Source organism: Rivularia sp. UHCC 0363 (assembly GCF_034931125.1).
Taxonomy (GTDB): domain Bacteria; phylum Cyanobacteriota; class Cyanobacteriia; order Cyanobacteriales; family Nostocaceae; genus Rivularia.
Map to the genome: position 1 here is coordinate 12,479 of NZ_JAYGHM010000037.1, position 15,441 is coordinate 27,919.

Sequence of the window (15,441 nt, forward strand, 5' to 3'; positions counted from 1 at the left end):
CCAAACACTTTAAAAAGCAAAGTAAATTTAACATGACTTCACTAATTTTTGCAACCGAAAGGTACACCGAACAGAAATATATTCACTCCAATCCTACGGAACACATCGAGCAAAGTACCTTGGAGTATCTGTACGCAGCTTTCTCGCTCTACGAATGCAAGCAGACTCTTAATAGAAAACAGTATCGCGCACTGTTGGAAGAGTATGGATGGGATAAGGGGAGTGCGGAAGAAAGGCGATCACTAAAAATAGCTGAGAATTTTCAAGCTTTTGTTGGTTGTCCGGAACACTTGGCTGTTCTACCAGTATCGGTATTGCTGCGGTTATGCTCGAAGAATTACAAGGTTTTGATTGAAAAGTTGCAAGATATTCCCATTGGAGGATTGACTTGCAGACTTGTCTTAGAACTGATTAAGGAAAGAGGAAAGTTTCTCAAATCTCAGAAAACAGAGAAAAAAGTTGGTAATTGGCGAGCAACACCAGATGGTAATCGATATTATACTTTCGGCAAGATTATGGAAGATGACCATCAAACAGGGGTGCTTACAGATAAGTTAATAGAGCAATCGGGATTGTCCCCGCAGAAGATTGTTCGAATGGCGATCGCTAACTTATACGATAATCTTCAAGCTGAGATTCCAACGGATAAAATTAGTTCTCTAATTGAGTTGATTACCGATGAAGAAACTGAGGATAATATCAACTCGGAAGATGTTGTCAGTCAAATAAACTGGGAATCCAAACAACAAGAATTTGAATCATTATTGCAAAAAGATACAGAGGATACTGAGCCTGAATACACTGATGAAGCAGATATTGACTCTGAAGAGGATGTAAAAGAAGTAGTAGATAATACACAGTTAGAGACACAAATTACTTCTGAACTACCTGTATCTGAAGAATTAGATTTAAAACTAGTTAGGAATCAACATCAAGATGATGAAGTATCCGAAGATATTTTAAACAAAGTTGAAATGCTAGTGCAAGCGACTGGTTGGGAAGAAGTTATTTCAATAACCCAAAATTGGACTGAAGAATTAAAATCTACTGTTTGGCAAGGGTTGACAGAGGAAGAGAGACAGTGTATTAATGAGCTAAAAAACCAGCATTTTGAAAATTTGGAGAAAATGCCTCAAGTTGGGGATAAGGTAATCTGGAATAATTGCCCAGCGCATTTGAATAGTTGGCAGCCATTTTTAATTGTGGATATACAAGGTACGGAAGCGAAGTTAGATGTTTACCAGCCTATGGTGCCGCTTGCTGAATTATCCAAGATTGAAAATTGAGTTGGTCTAAGTATTTTGCTTGCATTAAGGACTACGCGGGCATAGTTCATGTTTCGTGTAATATCCCCCCTTTTAATTAATTAAATATGAATTTAAGGCATTTTTGCTGAAAACCTGTAAAACGAGATGTAGGTATTATTAACGACAGTATATGCCGAATCTTATTTAAGATACTTAAATTCAAATTAAATATGCATAACAGCTTTCCTCAAGTAGCTAAGAGGTTTTTTAACCCAGAAACTCTAATACCTTTCTTGATTGGCTCAATTTTTTTATCGGTACTTGGTAACGCTATTAGTGACATATTAAAAGCGATTATTGGCGATACCACACCAGACGCGGTTAAAATTGCCATAGGTTCAGTATTAATTTTCATGTTTTGTATTTGGTTAGTAGGGAAATCATTAACTGCAAATCGACTACCGATAGATTTGGGTAAATCCTCACCTCGCAAACATAAAGGATTGATATTACTAGTGAGTCGAGAGGAACCTTGTCGCAAAGCAATAGAACATCATCTACCCGAACTGAAGTATTGCTGGTTGATTTGTTCTTCCCAGACTATCAACGTTGCGAAAAAACTACAGCAGGATTTTCCCAAACTGATAATTCCCGAACCATTAGTAATCAAAGATGTTTATGACCCGGTAGAATTTTCTCAAGTAGTTATGAACGTTTACGATCATCTTCCTAGCCGTTGGACAAAGGATGATATTATCGCTGATTTCACGGGAATGACTGCTCAAGCTAGTGTGGGAATGACAATTGCATCTTTATTAATGCGACAATCAAGATTGCAGTATACTCCAGCAGAATCAAGAGATGGCAAACCTACTGGAAATTCTTTAAATCCAATTGAAATTGCATTGACTGAAAAAAGATTGGTACGAAGCAAGAAATTGAAAGAAATTCATTGAATTGAACTAACATCTTTGTCATACAATTCGTATTACAGTATTAACAGGTTTGATTAGTTGAATAACCTTTTTACCGAAACCTTTATTTCTTCAAACGCAATTGGAATTATTTCACCCGACGTAAGAGTTGTTTCTTCAGCATAATTTCCGTCAACCGGGTTGCGAAAAACTTTAACGAGGCGATTTTTAAAATCCACAACCCAATATTCTTTAATTCCTGCTCCAGCATAAGCTTTCCGTTTCGTGTCTAAATCTTTACTCAAACTAGTATTCGCATATTCAATAACCCAAAAAACATTTCCTGGATATGGATGACGAGTTCGGTAAAGTTGTCTTAATGGTTGAACAATTGCTAAATCTGGTTCTGGTTCGGAATTTGTCTCTGGTATTGTTATGGGCTTTGCGTCACGTATAAGTGCTTTTTCTCCCAGTAGAGAACGTAAATAGTCCGCAGCATCTGTACTCAACTGCGCGTGTTCTGGTCCTTCTGGAGGCATTTCTACGATTTCTCCATTTAATAATTCAACCTGACGACCATAGATAAGACCAACTTCAATCATTCGGTGATAGTCATCAAGCGACCATTTGGCAGTAGTAACGGTCATCTTTAAATATTGTACAAATCGGATGGGACATTTATATTATATTTTAGGTAATGAGATAGTTTTTTAAGCAAAAGCCCCGTAAAAACTAGACACAAACAAGCAAACATTCTAATATTTGATTATCAGCTTGATGTTTGGCAGATCGAAGCGGGGGCTAAAACCTAGGGGGTTCTGCCAAAATCGCCAGAACCAAGACAATACAATAGTTTGAGCATTTGAGATATTGGATTAAATGAGAATTTATTTCAATAAGTGGTGCTGAAATCGACTTATTTTTGAGGTCTGCCAAAACCCGTTCTGGAGCGCTTGCTATGTAAGGGTTTCAGGGGACGGACTTCCGCCGACTGGATTAAGTCGGATTAGTTGGAAACGTTCTATACCTAATTCTTCGGTAGTACTTTGCCATGCCTTCCGCCGACTGGATTAAGTCGGATTAGTTGGAAACTAGCTATGCTTGGTTAGAAAATATTACGGATTGGGCTTCCGCCGACTGGATTAAGTCGGATTAGTTGGAAACGCAGGATCTACTTTATTAGAAGAACATACTGTAGAAAACTTCCGCCGACTGGATTAAGTCGGATTAGTTGGAAACAATTATAATTCTGGTGGAAACAATAACACCACACTCTTCCGCCGACTGGATTAAGTCGGATTAGTTGGAAACGAACCAGATGAACCACCACCATATTCAAATTCTTGGCTTCCGCCGACTGGATTAAGTCGGATTAGTTGGAAACCAATAGACCTCCCGTAGAAGTTGACCCAGAGGTTGCTTCCGCCGACTGGATTAAGTCGGATTAGTTGGAAACTGCGGATAACTCGTATATGCCGCCATCTGGCTATGCCTTCCGCCGACTGGATTAAGTCGGATTAGTTGGAAACTAGTTAGCATATAAGCAATATCGTATTGCTCTTTCTTCCGCCGACTGGATTAAGTCGGATTAGTTGGAAACTTGAGTTTTCAATTGCTTACAACGACAAGTCTAACCTTCCGCCGACTGGATTAAGTCGGATTAGTTGGAAACTTGAATGTCACGAGGTTTGCAACGATGTCAACATCCCCTTCCGCCGACTGGATTAAGTCGGATTAGTTGGAAACGTATTACTTTTTAATCTGAGATTAATTTATAAAATCTTCCGCTGACTGGATTAAGTCGGATTAGTTAGATAAAAATAATTATAAAAAAACCCTCTAAAAGCTAATTAGAGGGTAATTTTTTTATTAATAAGTAAGATTATTTAACAATACTAAAAGTCGTCACAAAATTAGTAAGGATTATTATTGATATCATCATGTTGTTCGCCGTAATGATGCAGATTTAATTTACCTTGCGAAGAAACACAAGTAACTCGAACGCTCTGAGTTATTCTAAAATGGTCAATATTCCCTTGATTCTTTAATTTGCTATATTTTATTCCGCCGCCATCTTGTTTCAAAACAGCAGTATCACCATTTGACTCATTTAATAAACGGCTAACATTCGCTAAAGTTTCTTGCAATTTAACCCGCTTATATTTTTCCCTCACTCTGTTGTAATCAGCCCTAAAACTATCTTGATATTCCAATCTAGAAAAAGGGATTAAATCGCCAGCCAATAAATCATCTTTACACTGATTCCAAATTAGCTGTCCCCAGGTTGAAAGGGTCATTTTACCATCAACTTCACCTAACATTGTTTCGGGAATTCCGTTAGTTTCCTGGGGAGAAAGTCCCGCACCAGCATTTAGTAAAGCTAGCTGCATGGTGTAAGGTTTAAATAAGGAAGTATCTACAGAAATTGGTAAGCGGGGAATGGTAATTAAATCGGATTTTTTACCTTCAAATATGTAAATAATTTCATCAGCGTAAAACATTCCAATGGTGTTGAGATAACCTTGCAAGCTCTTGAAACTACCTACTAAGTTAAAACATATTTTGTATTGACTCTCTCGTAAAGGTGGAATAGTTTCTTGCAGCCAAACAATCAAGTCATCAATTCCCACAGAAAATGCTTCTGTACTCGCAGTAGAAAGTCCGCTGGGAGCATAGATACTAGTATTAGTTAAACCTTGTTTTCTGAGAAAATTTTCGACAATTTGAGCGGTGATTTTACCTTGGATTGTATCGGTAGCAATCAGAAAATGGTAATCTTCTTTTCCTTGACTCAAATCCTCTTGGTAGACACCATAAATACCGTTTAATTCCGCACTTGCACGACGAATTTGGGGAATTTGGACGTTATTAAGCTGCTTATTTGCTCTTTCTTCGAGAGTCGAAATAATCTTTTTTACATTTTCTGGTGTGTCTTTTTCGTTTAAGTTTGCTGTATCGCGCAGTTGGGAATACCAATCTTCTTCTTCTGGATTAGCGCGAATAATTTGATTTGTTAGTAAACTGGTGCCGATGGTAGATAATATTACGCGACGCATGATGTTTTCACCTGATTTCAAGTTTTGCTACCACAGTTGTTGAAAACTGTTAGGACGATTTTGTTGTGAATTAAGAAATTCGATAAAATCCTGGGATTCCTGAGAATTATCTGGAAATACAGTTAACAATTCCAAGTATTTGAATGTTTTTTTGACAATTGGTTTTTTTGGATCTTCGGAATTTTTGACTAACCTCACAACTGGATACATTCGATGCCACAATCTACCAATTTGTCCCATTTGTCCGGTAACTGACGAACGATAAATAGAACCTTCCGATTGTATTCCACGAATTTCTTCTTGATAAGGTTTGTGTAACCAAAAGATAGCTCGGGAATCTTCTTTATTTTCTGCTTCTCGCCCCCATACTTGTACGTTATCGGGATGCCATATTTCTCTCCAATCTGCTTTCTCAGCGGGATTAACAGTTATACGTTGAATTTGCATCCAATAAGCGGCTACTTGCTGTACTTCGTTAATAAATTTAGTTACATGATCTAACTTACGGACTTTTACATCATTAATTAGCGATCGCTCTCCCAACCATTGCCAATGACAGCCAATCAATGATTTATATTGGTTTTCGTAGTATTCTTCATAAAATAAGCGGTGGTCTGCTCTACGCCATGATTTGCCAAAACCACCAAATATCATTGCAAACTGAGTTAAAGCTGCAATCAATTTTTTCAATGCTTGTTCCTGTTCTGGGTTGGGTAGTTTTTTTGCCAATAACCAAGTCAATTCCCCTTCAATATCGTAGGTTGGTTGTAGATAACCCGCTCTACCAAAATCCCCTGGATTATCTTTGAGTACTCGGAAACTCATTCCTAATAATCCGATCACAGCTTGACCTTGAATTCCACCGAATAGATGATTAATAATTCTATCTGCGGTATCTGCATTAGTTAATCCCCCAAAAATTCGCAGTGCATGACCTCTTATTGCTGCACGGAATACGTTGGCTCGAAACTCTCCTGTTCCATCAATTAGCTTTGCTGCTTGCCCTTGACCTTTTAACTTAGTGCGGTAAAGTACATTGCCAGTATGCTTTTCTGGTTGTCCGTATCCAGCACATACGCGGCTACCAATTCCGGTAGATATGGCTTTTTCCCAAATACCCCAAATCACTTCCCATTCCGTATCATCTAAAGTGATGTTACTAGAAATACCAAATTTCAGTTCTGGCTTATGGAGAGAAATTTGAATAAAAGCGCCAGAATCTTTTTTACTAGATTTTACCTGCCAATTTTGCTGGGGATGAACGATATCGACTAAATCTTCCGTCCAAGCAGTATCGGTAGGATAACCACCATGAAAGCGCAAAATTCCGGGTTGGAAATCATCATTTAAAGATTTACCGCAATAGCGTTCGGCTTCTTCTTTGGTACAAGCGCGACGGAATATACCTTTCATGCTACTTCCGGGATAAAATGGCCAACCTTTGGCACCAATTACAGGACGAATTACACCGTCATCTTGTCCGCTATTGGTAATAAATCGCCAAGTCAAATTATAGGTGCGAGTTTGAACAACTCCGGTAATTTCGGGAAGTTGGGCATAAGTCTTCTCCACCCATTCCGAAGCCCAACGTGTAGCATCTTGTTCTTCTCTACGAGGAACTAATCTTTGAATTTGGCAACGTCCGTCAATTTGCGCTCGAAATAACATCGGGACTTTTTTCGCAGGTTCGGGAACAGTCATGATAAATAATCCTTGAATTTATTTTTTAATGCAGAGGTTTAATTGAATATTTATTTTCCAATGCCCAATGCCCCATATCCATTATTTATAACGTTGCGTCCACCAAACAATGCAGTCACACAATTGAGTTAAAACTGCTAAAGAAACCCGTTGTTCGTCTATTTTTAACTGCCAAAGTTGGTCGGACATTGTTTGAATTTGGTTGACATTATTAGCATCAACTGGCTCGTTCGGAATCAAAACTCCCGCTTGTTCCATAATTCCTACCAATGCATCCCAAGTTTCCTTCCAATATTGAGATTTTTTCGGTTCCTTAGCTTGCAAACGCAAATGTTCCCCCCAAAAACGCTCCAATCCATAAGCAACAGCCATCCGCATTTTATAGGATTGATTAAGAGACTTATCATCCCGCTGTTTGGCGTTTAATACTAATTTTTGTGCTTCTCGATCTAAATCGTAAGATTTCCAACCCATGATTAATAGTCTCCTGCTAATTTCACCTGACAATGACCAAATCCGATGGACTCTAAACCACCAAAATATAAATCTTCAGATGTTTTACCATCACCAAAAGGCTTCCAACCTTTTTCTTTTAAAGCGATAGGAAATATTAAAATACTTCCTTCGGGTAAAGCTTCGACGTTAAAAAATGCTCCTCCTTCAACTTTCTTTTGATCATCAGCTAGCTTTACCCGACTTTGACGATAAAGCGCCATGTCGTGGAGCATTGCGATATCATTGTCAGCAACTACCAGTAAATTATCGCGATTGAAACTGGCACTACTTGGTATCCATTCAGAAAGATTATCCTCATGTTCAATCTCAATAAAACCCAGATTGAAAAATAGAACTCGGTGATTAGTGCCAACTTGACGACTTTGTAAGGCTTTTGGTGCTGTATATGGTAGTGGTAATTCTGCTGTAATTCCAGCAATTTGCTTGTAACGTTTAAGTAATCTCCGACAGGTAATCCAAACGATGGGTTGACCGGGACAAAATACTGGAAGCCATACTAAAGAAGCATATTCAAATTTGATCAGTGCTTCTGTAGTTTTATTTTCTTCACCCGATATAGCTTCATGACCGTACCATGTTCTTTCATCGTCCTTGGAATTTGAACGCATATCAGCCCGAAATCTCCCGCGAATCGAACTACCGGGAATAATCCCCGTTTGGGTAAATTGGTCGCGAAAAATCAAGTTTAAATTCCCCGTTTCTTCCCCAGCACTTGCTCCGATGTGTAGCGGTGCTAAGGTTTCAATAATGCCGTAAGCTTTGTGATACATTTTACTTGTTATTTGTTGGTGATTAGTTGTTCGTTATTACTCATTACTTCTTACTCAACCAAAGGTAACGCTAACCCACATCCCCAGCGTTTAAGTGAAGGTCCTTCTTTGGGGAACCAATTTACATCCCAATCTTGCCAAGGTTTATCTATGGGTTCTTTTAATACATAAACAGTACCCGCAGGAACCGCATAACGTCCGCGAGATAATAGCTTAGTTTCACCTTTTCCCCCCAAACGGTAACGAAAAGGTATAGGACGAGCGGTAAAAAGTGCTTCTAGTTGCCAAACATTTTTTTCTTGGTTTTCTGGTATTGGTTCTTCTTGCTGGTAAAAAGTGCGATCGCGTTTTTCTAAGTAAACGGGTACTCGCTTCGATAAACGATTGGAACCCCAAACCGCAGGGGTAATTAATGCAAAACTATTTCCTACTGATTTTTTTAATAAATCGGTAAGTGATTGACAAATAGGTTCGCATCTGACATCAACCATATGTCCTTCACCACCAAAGCGATACCAACCATTTTTTAGTTCGGTGTTTGACAGATACACCAAACAAGTACCAGTTTCCATCTGAACCGAATTTTCTAGAAATAAGCTTCCTTGTTCTTCGTGATTTCTAATTACGTGTCTTTCTTCCAATTCCAAGCGTGGATGTAAATGAGCTAGGAATTTCCAAGGATTTTTCTTAACTTCTTTGGGATTATTCCAATTATTAATTGCTAACCAAGTATTATTATCATATTTATCGACGGGAGTTTCATTGTCTTTATTTCTCCATTCTTCATGTTCGCCGTTCCAATTCAATTTATCAACAATTTTTTCATTTTTAACTAAATAATTCTTGGGAGTTGGTACATAAAAACTTTGTTTAGTTGATGTTAACTCGTCTGTATTTCCCCAAAATGGTCCAGCTAACATCAAACGGAGGATATCTGCATTTTCATCTTGAGAAGCTGCAAATAAACCCGATAAAGTCGCAGCAGTAGGAGGAAAACTACTACCAGAACGTCCGACTAAGTTTTCTGGTGAGAGAAATCTTCCCGAACTACCGTAAAGTAAACCCAAGGGTTCGATAATAATTAAATGGGTAAATGGGGAGCGAGGAGGAATATCTTTCGATTCTTCTGATGCGTTTTCTGGGGTTTCTACTGCTGACATAAATGAAATCCTACTTTTGCAAGGTTAATTATCCAGTTGGTTAAAGCTTTGTTGACTTTGGTTTGGTCTACTTGTGCTGATTTTTCTTGATAATACATCCGCTCTTCCCCTAAAATCCCCGCACTAATTTCTGTTAAGTTCGCATCGTTAGGGTGTAATTGATTTTGATTATCTTTAATTTTGTCTATATAATCGGGAAAATATATCTCGAATAAGCCCAATGCAATATCTAAACCATCATCATCAAAAGCGTGACGGGATTCTAAAACTGCGACATCATTATATATATGCGTCCAATTTTGCTTTTTATCGCGATCGCGATAACCCGATAGCAAACCAGCTTCTAATAGCCACCAAGGACACACCCATTCTAAGTGATTACCGTTGTTGAATAAAATCCGGTAAGCAATGCGATCGCGTCCGTCATTTTTTGCTGACTTCTCCGCTTCCCGACAATGTTGTAGTATATCCCGCTGGGGTATTCCACAAAAAGCCCACACAAAACCGACGCTGACAGTAATTTTCTTTTGTTCTTCCTTAATAGTTTTATTTTGATGCCAAATCTTGGATTTAAAATCCTCAAACCAATCAACACAATATCTTGCTTCTAATTTATCTCCTTCATCTTCCCTATCAAAAAATACACCTAAAAAATCATCACCTCCTGCATAAATCACACGACCAAATTTTAAGGGTTTATTTTTGAACCATTTACCCCAATCTCGCATTTCTTGACTAAAAGCATGGGTTTTTTGGGGATAGTTTTTGAGATATTCACCAGCTTTATCACCATCTCCTTGAAACCAGCCTTGAAAACCTCTATTTTGTTGTGCTTTATCAGCTTGACTATTTTCTTTATGTCGGTTTAAATCTTTGAAGGAAGAAGGTTGTAAATCATTGGATATCTGTTGGATTTGTTCAATTAATGGTTCAATATTTGCCCCGTTTTTACCAAAATCTTTTCTAAAATTCTCAATTAATTGATTAGAAACAGTCTCATAGGTAATCATTCGCTTGATTAACTCAGGAATACTGAGTTCTTCTTTCGGATCAATCAATGATTCCCCTAACTTCTCGCTGAGTGCTTGATAAAAAGCAGTGACATCCTTCTTTTCTTGCTGGTAATTATATTTGCGCGGGTCGGAATTTAAACCGAGTTTTGGATATGCGATCGCATCTGCACCAGAAAGGGTAGAACTCTCTCCCTGCCAGTTTATCCCAGTCCAATCACGTCCGCGTTTTTTCTCATTCAGCTTTTTCCTGACATCGCTTATACTTTGATTCTCATTACCCTGAACCCAAAAAAATTCCCATGCATATTTCGTCCACAAACCCCAGGTTCTTCTCCAAGGAGTATAATTAACTTCAATATTTTCAATCACTTTAACATTTTCTTCAACCCACTCCCGGCAAGTCTCTGTAATGCATTTCCAAGCTTTTAAGAGTACCGATTTAGCTTCATTTTCAGGGAAGTTACCATCGATAATAATCTGGTTCGGCATTCCCTGAGTGACATTTATCGAAGCTGGAGAAATGACTGTACAACCATGCTTATCAGCAGCGTTACAAATTACCCAAGATATGTAAGAAAGTAGATATGAACTCCCATATAAATCTCGTAACTTCCGCGACTTTTCGATAAACCCCTGCACGGGAGCAAAGGTAATTACTGTGTAAATTTTATTTGTCATACATCTAAAAACTACTCAACGGTTATGTATTTATGCTTGTATACATCAAGCTTTAGACTTCTATTATTTTTCAATAAGGTATTAATTATCTTAATTTGTTCTCCAGATTACATTTTTTATCAAATTTACGCTTAAGTATTAAATATTACAGTTAACAATAATCTTATTTTTAACAAATAATGATTTGTTTTGGATTAATTTAAGATTTCCCCGAATGCAAGCTTCCTTCAACATTTCGTCAAATGAATCAATACATCTGCTAAAGCTTTCACCATCGGACGAGTTGATAAATTCTCCCCTCGCTTCAAACTATGTACGCTACCTGTGAGTACGGGATTGCTTTCTAGCAATTCGTTTGTATCCTTTCTCCAACCTTCGCTAAATAAAACTTCATCTTTAACAGCATTTAACTGACTGTGAATTTTGGCGATTATTTTTAGCCCCAAAATTTGACAAAAATTCTCCCATTCTGCAAATAAACTGATGTCTCCCGATAAAATAACTGCGTGAGTTGCTGGTTGCATAATTAGCTTATTTTCGTCGGTAATTTTGCCACCAACATCGATAATATTGATTAATTGATTAGCGCTTCTGACCCATTTAGCTGCTTCTTTCGCAAATTCTGGGGTTACTGGTGCCTTATTCTTGAGCTTGCAATCTAATGCTAATGATGCATTATTTTCGCAAGCTTCTTGATGCCATGAACCTTCCCCATCTGGACAAGCCGTGATTATATATGGATAAGGTGCGTTGACATGAGCTAAAATTGCTTTTTTCAAACCGTCTCGCAAACATGATTTACCCGATTGCGGTGGTCCACATAAAACTACTTTAATGCGCGATCGCTCTTTTTGGGGTTCTGTGGTTTCAATTAAATCTCCGACTTGATATTCTGTGGAACCATGTACGGAGGTGACTATATAAGTCTTGTGTCTGATAGTACCATCAATTGTACTAATTTTACTACCTAGCTTTGGGTCTAATACGGCTACCGCTTCGTATAAATGTACCAGTTTGTGGGAAAGAATATAAGCAACCGGAACTGATTGCGGACCATCAATTAAGATGCGTTTACCTCCAGAAATCTCTCCCGAATCAAGCATTTGAGTTATTCTTTCTAGTGCATCTTTGGCAATGCGATCGCCCTGTGCGGGAATGTTACGATTGAAACCAACGTGCAGGACATCGCCTTCTAACTTTATCTGGTAACTTTGCATACAATAATTAACTCCTGCGGTTACTGGTTTACTATGACATGGAAGTGGAATAGGCGTATTCCATGTTTAAGTAAGAAGTAAAAAGTAAGAAGTAAGAAGTAAAAAGTAAAAAGTAAGAAGTAAGAAGTTCAGTAGACATCTCCGAAAAAGAATGTAGAGACGCGATATAATGCCTATGGCTTACGCATTGACATAAAATACAAAACATAAATATGGGGAAAGCTATATCCATCGTAGGGGTTTAGCAGTGCTAAACCCCTACATATGACTATATAGTCATAAACTGTCAAAGCTTGAGATGACATATTTTCGTCAACGCATACCATAATTAATTTGTACAGTGCGTAAGTCCTAATTCCTTACCAAACAATAAAATCCGAATTATCAAAATCTTGCTCTTCAAAATCTGGACTTTCAAAATCCGAATTTTGAACAATATTCACCGAACTATTCATTCCACAGAAATAACAATCATCCGTCTGTAAATACTTGGTATCAGTTTTGCGCCAGTCGCTACCGGGAAACTCGTAAATCCAGTCAATCCCAGAATCTACATTCAAGAAACCGCTTACCATCCCGTGAATAACTCCCACAGCAGTACTTGCACAAATACTATTTAACCAGAACACCGATGGGTCATTTACTCCTTCCAAATAGCCTGCACCCGCAGCCATGTGATTAATTTGCGCTGGTGCAGACTCTAATGCAGCGCGTTGTAGGTTGATGATATTACCGCACATCAAACACCAGTTACCACCCAGAGGAGGAATGCTTATTCTGCAATACATTCGCGGTGTGTTATCTGGCTTTACTTCTATGTGAGTTCCCAAGCATACCAGAGGACGCATATATTGCAATGCTAATTCCTGAGCAGTTTTTCGAGAAAGATGATTGTCAGTGGCTACTACAATTAAATCGCAACTAGCTATTTCTTGTTTCGCTAATTCATTTTCAATTATGGTTGGTACGGTTTTAACGTGGGAACCTTGAGCATAGATTTTTTTGATGAGGTGCTTGACATAATGTACTTTATACCAATTTTGTTCTACCATTTCTTGGGTTGCACCAGTCATTCGATTGAGATTGATTGTCTCCAATTTGTCAGGGTCAATTAGTACCCAATTGTTTACACCCAAACGACCTAATAATTCAGCGAAAATAGAACCTATTCCACCGCAACCAATTAACCCTACTTTTAGTTGATTAAGAGTCTTTTGATTGGTTTCTCCAAAGATTTGTTGACGAGTAAACATTAAATCTGGGTTGTTAGTAATCTCTGGAGAATTGGAGATTGCAAATAATGAATTACAAAATTCAACCCGTTCAAACTCTCTTCCTCTTCTATTCCAGATCCGAAACTTGCCTAATTGTAAATTTTCGTCAAAGACTCCCGAAATCAAACGAGGCTTTTTGGGAAAACTAGAAGCAATAAATCTTGCATACTCTGACTCATAGCGGTTATCAACGTAAGAAAAGTCGGGAATACCTCGACCAGCATGAGTATGAATGTGAACTATATCCAAACCCGGTGTAATGTGATTTTCCAATAAATAGGAATGAAAATGTTGTGTTAATACCAAACCATCGGTAGATTGATGTTCGTAACACTCAGCAGTGGGAACAACCCAAGTTTTGGGAATATATCGAATTTTACGTTTTGAAATTTGATGACGTTGGCAAAATAAAAAACCAATTACTTCTTCGTTAAACATCCGAGAATTAAGCATTGATTTTTGAAAATCAGACCACATTTTTGGTGGTATATGTAGAGAAATTTTAGTATTCATTGTTGTCGATAATTATTAGTTGTTAGTGGTTGATTTAGATTTATGGTGCGTGACGGTAATTTCAAGTTATTTTGTTAGAAGTGATAAATTATCGTAACCGTCACACACCCTACAAAAATAAATATCCTACTTATTACTTATTACTTATTACTTACTACTTATTACTTCTTACTTAGTTAATCGTCACTGTTAATCGCATGACGTGCTGTTACAAACAATGTGGTGAGATTGTGACCGTTTTCAGCATTGTTACTAGGTCTCCAAGAGTTCAACCAGACATCGTGATTAAATCCTCCTCCTAACCCAACACAATACCAATACCATCCTTGTTCGCTTAAAAATGGCGCACCGTAATAACTTTGTCTGGTAAAATGATGGTCGCCTTCTCCTACAGTGTTCCACGGATAATTGAGATAGCAGCCAATGGGAGGAAGTCGTGGGTAATCTGACGGTAATAGGAACAAAACATCTGTATTAGAAACCTTAAACTTTTTAGAAGATAAAGGCATTCCCTTAATTAAAATAGCCGTATATCTTATGTCATCTACAGTCTTGCTACCAACAATTATATTTTTGGCAACTTTTTCTAATAATTTAAGTTCTTCTATAATTCGCGAACTAGGTTTAAATCCCAATTTATCTTGACTAATTGTAATTGCCATAATTCACCTTCTTTAACTATTACTTCTTACTTCTTACTTATTTCTGATTTCTCATTCCCTTAACAATCTTGGGTACAGTCCAAACCTTTGAACCTTCCTTCAACGCTTCGTTGTTTTTCAAAGGACGAGTACCACTAAAACCTTCTTCCATTACATCATCTTGACCAATCTCTGGCAGTTTTTTTCTTAATTCTTCAACAGTGGCACCTTTTGGTAAATCAACCAGTTTACCGTTAACAATCGCTCTCATTTTCTAACCTCATTTTGTTCGTATTATTCGGCTAATGGTAATTTCAAATCTCCCTCAGACTGTAAGTCTGGGGCTACACAAACCAAGTCCACCTTCGTGGACTAATAAAATTGGAATGTTTTCTAGAAACCAACTCTACTTGTTTTTGAAGCTGACTATTATCATCTTTTTGTTGATTATTTGTACTGCAAATAGACCACACAAAAAGCAACGCGATGATGCTGCTTATTTTAATCAATGATATTTGCTTTGATTGCTTTGATGTCAATTTTTCTAAGAAATCTATTCGCTGTTCGAGTTTTTGTAAATATTGTAAATTATCTTGACTGCTAATGTGAGTTAATTGAGATTGTAGATACTCGCAACGTCGATTGATATACTCAATGTTGTGCGTTATTTCATCAAATTGATTTAGTTTTTGATTGGTTAGCTTCCCGTTTACTGTTTCCATAAATAACTCCCTTGATTTT

The 15,441-nt window shown here is 37.7% G+C and carries 14 protein-coding genes and 1 CRISPR repeat array; of the genes, 2 read left to right on the forward strand and 12 right to left on the reverse strand.

Annotated elements, in window-relative coordinates; translation table 11 throughout:
* The first annotated feature begins 32 nt into the window (after positions 1 to 32).
* Together VB797_RS20385 and VB797_RS20390 are read left to right on the forward strand one after the other, a co-directional pair.
* Positions 33 to 1,286, forward strand: coding sequence for a hypothetical protein (locus VB797_RS20385; protein WP_323239564.1), 1,254 nt, complete (start codon positions 33 to 35; stop codon positions 1,284 to 1,286).
* 191 nt (positions 1,287 to 1,477) lie between these two features.
* On the forward strand, positions 1,478 to 2,203 hold the full coding sequence (locus VB797_RS20390) for a CRISPR-associated protein (protein WP_323239565.1): 726 nt from the start codon (positions 1,478 to 1,480) through the stop codon (positions 2,201 to 2,203).
* 53 nt (positions 2,204 to 2,256) lie between these two features.
* Here VB797_RS20390 and VB797_RS20395 read toward each other — a convergent pair whose 3' ends face one another.
* The 12 genes from VB797_RS20395 to VB797_RS20450 form a co-directional block, all read right to left on the reverse strand.
* Positions 2,257 to 2,808 (reverse strand): Uma2 family endonuclease, encoded by a 552-nt coding sequence (locus VB797_RS20395; RefSeq protein ID WP_323239566.1) that lies wholly within the window; start codon positions 2,806 to 2,808, stop codon positions 2,257 to 2,259.
* A 334-nt stretch (positions 2,809 to 3,142) separates the two neighbouring features.
* Positions 3,143 to 3,979: a CRISPR direct-repeat array (repeat unit 37 nt; unit sequence CTTCCGCCGACTGGATTAAGTCGGATTAGTTGGAAAC).
* A gap of 95 nt (positions 3,980 to 4,074) precedes the next feature.
* Positions 4,075 to 5,217: a CRISPR-associated protein gene (locus VB797_RS20400; RefSeq protein ID WP_323239567.1), complete on the reverse strand. Its 1,143-nt coding sequence runs from the start codon at positions 5,215 to 5,217 to the stop codon at positions 4,075 to 4,077.
* Positions 5,218 to 5,244: 27 nt separating this feature from the next.
* Positions 5,245 to 6,918 carry an RAMP superfamily protein gene (locus VB797_RS20405; protein WP_323239568.1) on the reverse strand — a complete coding sequence of 558 codons (1,674 nt, stop codon included), beginning with the start codon at positions 6,916 to 6,918 and terminating at the stop codon, positions 5,245 to 5,247.
* An 81-nt stretch (positions 6,919 to 6,999) separates the two neighbouring features.
* A complete protein-coding gene (locus VB797_RS20410; protein ID WP_323239569.1) occupies positions 7,000 to 7,392 on the reverse strand; it encodes a hypothetical protein in 393 nt (130 codons plus the stop codon).
* A 2-nt stretch (positions 7,393 to 7,394) separates the two neighbouring features.
* Positions 7,395 to 8,204: an RAMP superfamily CRISPR-associated protein gene (locus VB797_RS20415; protein ID WP_323239570.1), complete on the reverse strand. Its 810-nt coding sequence runs from the start codon at positions 8,202 to 8,204 to the stop codon at positions 7,395 to 7,397.
* A 50-nt stretch (positions 8,205 to 8,254) separates the two neighbouring features.
* Positions 8,255 to 9,364, reverse strand: a complete 1,110-nt coding sequence (locus VB797_RS20420) for a type III-B CRISPR module-associated Cmr3 family protein (protein WP_323239571.1) — start codon at positions 9,362 to 9,364, stop codon at positions 8,255 to 8,257.
* Complete coding sequence (locus VB797_RS20425; protein ID WP_323239572.1) at positions 9,352 to 11,055, reverse strand: Cas10/Cmr2 second palm domain-containing protein; 1,704 nt, start codon at positions 11,053 to 11,055, stop codon at positions 9,352 to 9,354. Before VB797_RS20425 ends, VB797_RS20420 begins: the two co-directional genes overlap by 13 nt.
* Before the next feature lie 227 nt (positions 11,056 to 11,282).
* Positions 11,283 to 12,272, reverse strand: a complete 990-nt coding sequence (locus VB797_RS20430; RefSeq protein ID WP_323239573.1) for a CRISPR-associated protein Csx3 — start codon at positions 12,270 to 12,272, stop codon at positions 11,283 to 11,285.
* Positions 12,273 to 12,631: 359 nt separating this feature from the next.
* The gene (locus tag VB797_RS20435) at positions 12,632 to 14,059 is read right to left on the reverse strand and encodes a ThiF family adenylyltransferase (RefSeq protein ID WP_323239574.1); all 1,428 of its coding nucleotides are present in this window, start codon (positions 14,057 to 14,059) and stop codon (positions 12,632 to 12,634) included.
* Between the two features lie 176 nt (positions 14,060 to 14,235).
* Positions 14,236 to 14,721: a hypothetical protein gene (locus VB797_RS20440; RefSeq protein WP_323239575.1), complete on the reverse strand. Its 486-nt coding sequence runs from the start codon at positions 14,719 to 14,721 to the stop codon at positions 14,236 to 14,238.
* A gap of 37 nt (positions 14,722 to 14,758) precedes the next feature.
* The gene (locus VB797_RS20445; RefSeq protein WP_323239576.1) at positions 14,759 to 14,971 is read right to left on the reverse strand and encodes a hypothetical protein; all 213 of its coding nucleotides are present in this window, start codon (positions 14,969 to 14,971) and stop codon (positions 14,759 to 14,761) included.
* A 73-nt stretch (positions 14,972 to 15,044) separates the two neighbouring features.
* Positions 15,045 to 15,422, reverse strand: a complete 378-nt coding sequence (locus VB797_RS20450) for a hypothetical protein (protein ID WP_323239577.1) — start codon at positions 15,420 to 15,422, stop codon at positions 15,045 to 15,047.
* Between the last annotated feature and the right edge of the window lie 19 nt (positions 15,423 to 15,441).

What these genes read in the sequence shown, in the direction of transcription:
- VB797_RS20385 (WP_323239564.1), top strand. Translation starts at nt 33, where the DNA reads ATGACTTCACTAATTTTTGCAACCGAAAGGTACACCGAACAGAAATAT.
- VB797_RS20390 (WP_323239565.1), top strand. Translation starts at nt 1,478, where the DNA reads ATGCATAACAGCTTTCCTCAAGTAGCTAAGAGGTTTTTTAACCCAGAA.
- VB797_RS20395 (WP_323239566.1), bottom strand. Translation starts at nt 2,808, where the DNA reads ATGACCGTTACTACTGCCAAATGGTCGCTTGATGACTATCACCGAATG.
- VB797_RS20400 (WP_323239567.1), bottom strand. Translation starts at nt 5,217, where the DNA reads ATGCGTCGCGTAATATTATCTACCATCGGCACCAGTTTACTAACAAAT.
- VB797_RS20405 (WP_323239568.1), bottom strand. Translation starts at nt 6,918, where the DNA reads ATGACTGTTCCCGAACCTGCGAAAAAAGTCCCGATGTTATTTCGAGCG.
- VB797_RS20410 (WP_323239569.1), bottom strand. Translation starts at nt 7,392, where the DNA reads ATGGGTTGGAAATCTTACGATTTAGATCGAGAAGCACAAAAATTAGTA.
- VB797_RS20415 (WP_323239570.1), bottom strand. Translation starts at nt 8,204, where the DNA reads ATGTATCACAAAGCTTACGGCATTATTGAAACCTTAGCACCGCTACAC.
- VB797_RS20420 (WP_323239571.1), bottom strand. Translation starts at nt 9,364, where the DNA reads ATGTCAGCAGTAGAAACCCCAGAAAACGCATCAGAAGAATCGAAAGAT.
- VB797_RS20425 (WP_323239572.1), bottom strand. Translation starts at nt 11,055, where the DNA reads ATGACAAATAAAATTTACACAGTAATTACCTTTGCTCCCGTGCAGGGG.
- VB797_RS20430 (WP_323239573.1), bottom strand. Translation starts at nt 12,272, where the DNA reads ATGCAAAGTTACCAGATAAAGTTAGAAGGCGATGTCCTGCACGTTGGT.
- VB797_RS20435 (WP_323239574.1), bottom strand. Translation starts at nt 14,059, where the DNA reads ATGAATACTAAAATTTCTCTACATATACCACCAAAAATGTGGTCTGAT.
- VB797_RS20440 (WP_323239575.1), bottom strand. Translation starts at nt 14,721, where the DNA reads ATGGCAATTACAATTAGTCAAGATAAATTGGGATTTAAACCTAGTTCG.
- VB797_RS20445 (WP_323239576.1), bottom strand. Translation starts at nt 14,971, where the DNA reads ATGAGAGCGATTGTTAACGGTAAACTGGTTGATTTACCAAAAGGTGCC.
- VB797_RS20450 (WP_323239577.1), bottom strand. Translation starts at nt 15,422, where the DNA reads ATGGAAACAGTAAACGGGAAGCTAACCAATCAAAAACTAAATCAATTT.